Here is a 2,532-nt window from a genome sequence, read left to right on the forward strand (position 1 = left end):
ATGTTGATATTCAGCGAGCTATTGCATTGTTGGGCAATCAATCTCAACAATAAAACTATTAATTGCAGTTAGGTTTTTCCGTGTTAAATCAAAATAATGACCCTTTTAATGCTTTTGAAGCGAAGACAGAAGCTCAGAAGTTATCTTTTGCACCAATCGTGTTCCAGACCGCCAAAACGCTTCGAGATTTAGGTATTTTAGCCGTTTTAGACAGCGCTGGCGCTCAAGGCATGAGTGCCACAGATATTGCCGAGAAAACGGGAGTATCAGAATATGGTGTTAAAGTACTGTTGGATATGGCGATTAGTGCGCATATTGTTTTATGGGAACGACCTAACTATTCGCTTGCAAACCTTGGTTTTTACCTTCTTCATGATGGTATGACGAATGCAAACATGGATTTTACGGCAGATGTTTGTTACGCCGCGATGATGCATTTGACGGAAGCAATTCAAGAAGGTAAACCGTCAGGTTTGAAAGAGTTGGGCAATTGGGAGACCATTTATCAAGGTCTATCGACGTTACCAGAACAAGCCAAACAGAGCTGGTTTAAGTTCGATCATTTCTATTCGGATCGCTCGTTCCCACTTCTGCTTAAAGAAGTATTTGCAAGCAAGCCAAAGCATCTTGTGGATATTGGCGGAAATACGGGAAAATGGGCGATTCAGTGTTGTAAACATGACCCTGACGTTCAAGTGACGATTGTTGATTTACCACAGCAATTAGAAGTAGCGATGAAGAATGTTTCAGAAAACCAGTTCGTCGAGCGTGTACGTCCATACCCTGCAAACATGCTGGATAAAGCACAAACATTGCCTGGACACGCTGACGTATGGTGGATGAGCCAGTTCTTGGATTGCTTTTCCCCAATTGAGATCCTCAATATCCTTAAAAAAGTTAAAGCCCAGTTAACGAAGGGAGATACTATTTACGTATTGGAGCTGTTTTGGGATGCTCAAAAATACGCGGGAGCTTCCTATAGCCTTAATGCCACTTCTCTTTATTTTACCTGTTTAGCTAACGGTAATAGTCGCTTTTATCGCAGTGATGATTTCTTAGAAATTGTCGAAGCGGCAGGTTTATCTGTCGTTGAAAGAACCGACAATATTGGCCTTGGTCATACCTTATTAAAACTACAAGCAAACTAAATTCAGAATGAAAACAGAGCTCAAGCAAGTTGTTGTCGTAGGAGCGGGGCCATCAGGTTCAACCGTTTCTGCGTTATTAAAATCGCGTGGCATAGATGTTGTTGTCTTAGAAAAAGCGACTTTTCCACGCTTTTCCATAGGAGAAAGCCTGCTCCCTGCATGTATGGAAGTTGTTGAACAAGCAGGAATGACCAATGCAGTAAAGCAGTTTGGCTTCCAGTATAAAGATGGTGCTGCATTTCGTCGTAATGGCGTATACACCCAGTTCGACTTTACAAACAAATACACGCCAGGACCGGGCACGACGTTTCAGGTTCAACGTGCCAGCTTTGATAAAGTATTGGCAGATAGCGCTGAAGAACAAGGCGTAGAGATTCGCTATCAGCATGAACTGCTCAATCTAGTGTTTGAAGGGAAAAAGTCTCGATTAGAAGTGCTCGACTCAAATAAGAAGGCTTATCAAATCGAAGCAGATTTTGTGTTGGATGCCAGTGGCTTTGGGCGTGTTTTGCCACGCTTGTTGGAGCTAGAAGAACCTTCTTGTCTTCCGCCTAGAAAAGCGATCTTTACCCATATCGAAGATCATATCTCTCCCCAAGAGCCGGAATACGATCGCAACAAAATTTTAATTTCAGTTCATCCTGAAAATCACGACGTATGGTACTGGCTAATCCCATTCTCTAATGGTACCTGTTCGTTTGGTGTGGTGGGTGAGCCAGAATTTTTCGAACAATACCCAGAAGATAAGATTGCAGCGTTGCAGCAGTTAGCCAATGAAGAGCCGGGTTTGGCTGCTTTATTGCGAAACGCGAATTACCCGAATCCAGCAGGCGAGTTGGGTGGCTATTCTGCTAACGTCAAACGTTTAGCGACAGAGCACTACGCGTTGCTTGGTAATGCTGGTGAGTTTCTTGATCCTGTATTTTCATCGGGTGTCACTATCGCCATGAAATCGGCAGAGTTTGCAGCGGACTGCTTGGTTCGTCAGCTGAATGGTGAAAAGGTTGATTGGCAAGAAGAGTACTCGCAACGCTTAATGGTGGGAGTGAACACATTCCGCACTTATGTGGAAGGCTGGTACAACGGCACGTTGCAAGATGTGATTTTCTATCAAAACCCGAACCCACGTATTAAACAGATGATTAGTGCGATTTTGGCTGGATATGCTTGGGATACGAATAATCCTTACGTTAAACAAAGTGAGCAGCGTTTGTCGACGCTTGCAGAACTGGTTCGGGAAGCTGAACTGTAAGAATATACATTCGCTTATCCGAGAATCAGTAAACTTAGGTCTTACCAAAAAATTGGTAAGACCTTTTTAATGCCTCTTTACTTTTACTTCTAGCGTGTTGGAGACACATTGACCACTTACATCGGCGTGTAT

General features: G+C 43.2%; 2 protein-coding genes. Both read left to right on the plus strand.

Annotated features, from left to right (window positions below; all coding sequences use genetic code 11):
• The first annotated feature begins 80 nt into the window (after positions 1–80).
• Entirely contained in the window at positions 81–1,148 is a 1,068-nt protein-coding gene (locus tag CAG68_RS01985) for a class I SAM-dependent methyltransferase (RefSeq protein WP_017819929.1), read from the plus strand.
• A 7-nt stretch (positions 1,149–1,155) separates the two neighbouring features.
• A complete protein-coding gene (locus tag CAG68_RS01990; protein ID WP_005382268.1) occupies positions 1,156–2,400 on the plus strand; it encodes an NAD(P)/FAD-dependent oxidoreductase in 1,245 nt (414 codons plus the stop codon).
• Positions 2,401–2,532: the final 132 nt, after the last annotated feature.

Origin of the sequence: Vibrio sp. V42_P2S4T144 (assembly GCF_009904715.1) — a bacterium.
Taxonomy (GTDB): domain Bacteria; phylum Pseudomonadota; class Gammaproteobacteria; order Enterobacterales; family Vibrionaceae; genus Vibrio; species Vibrio alginolyticus.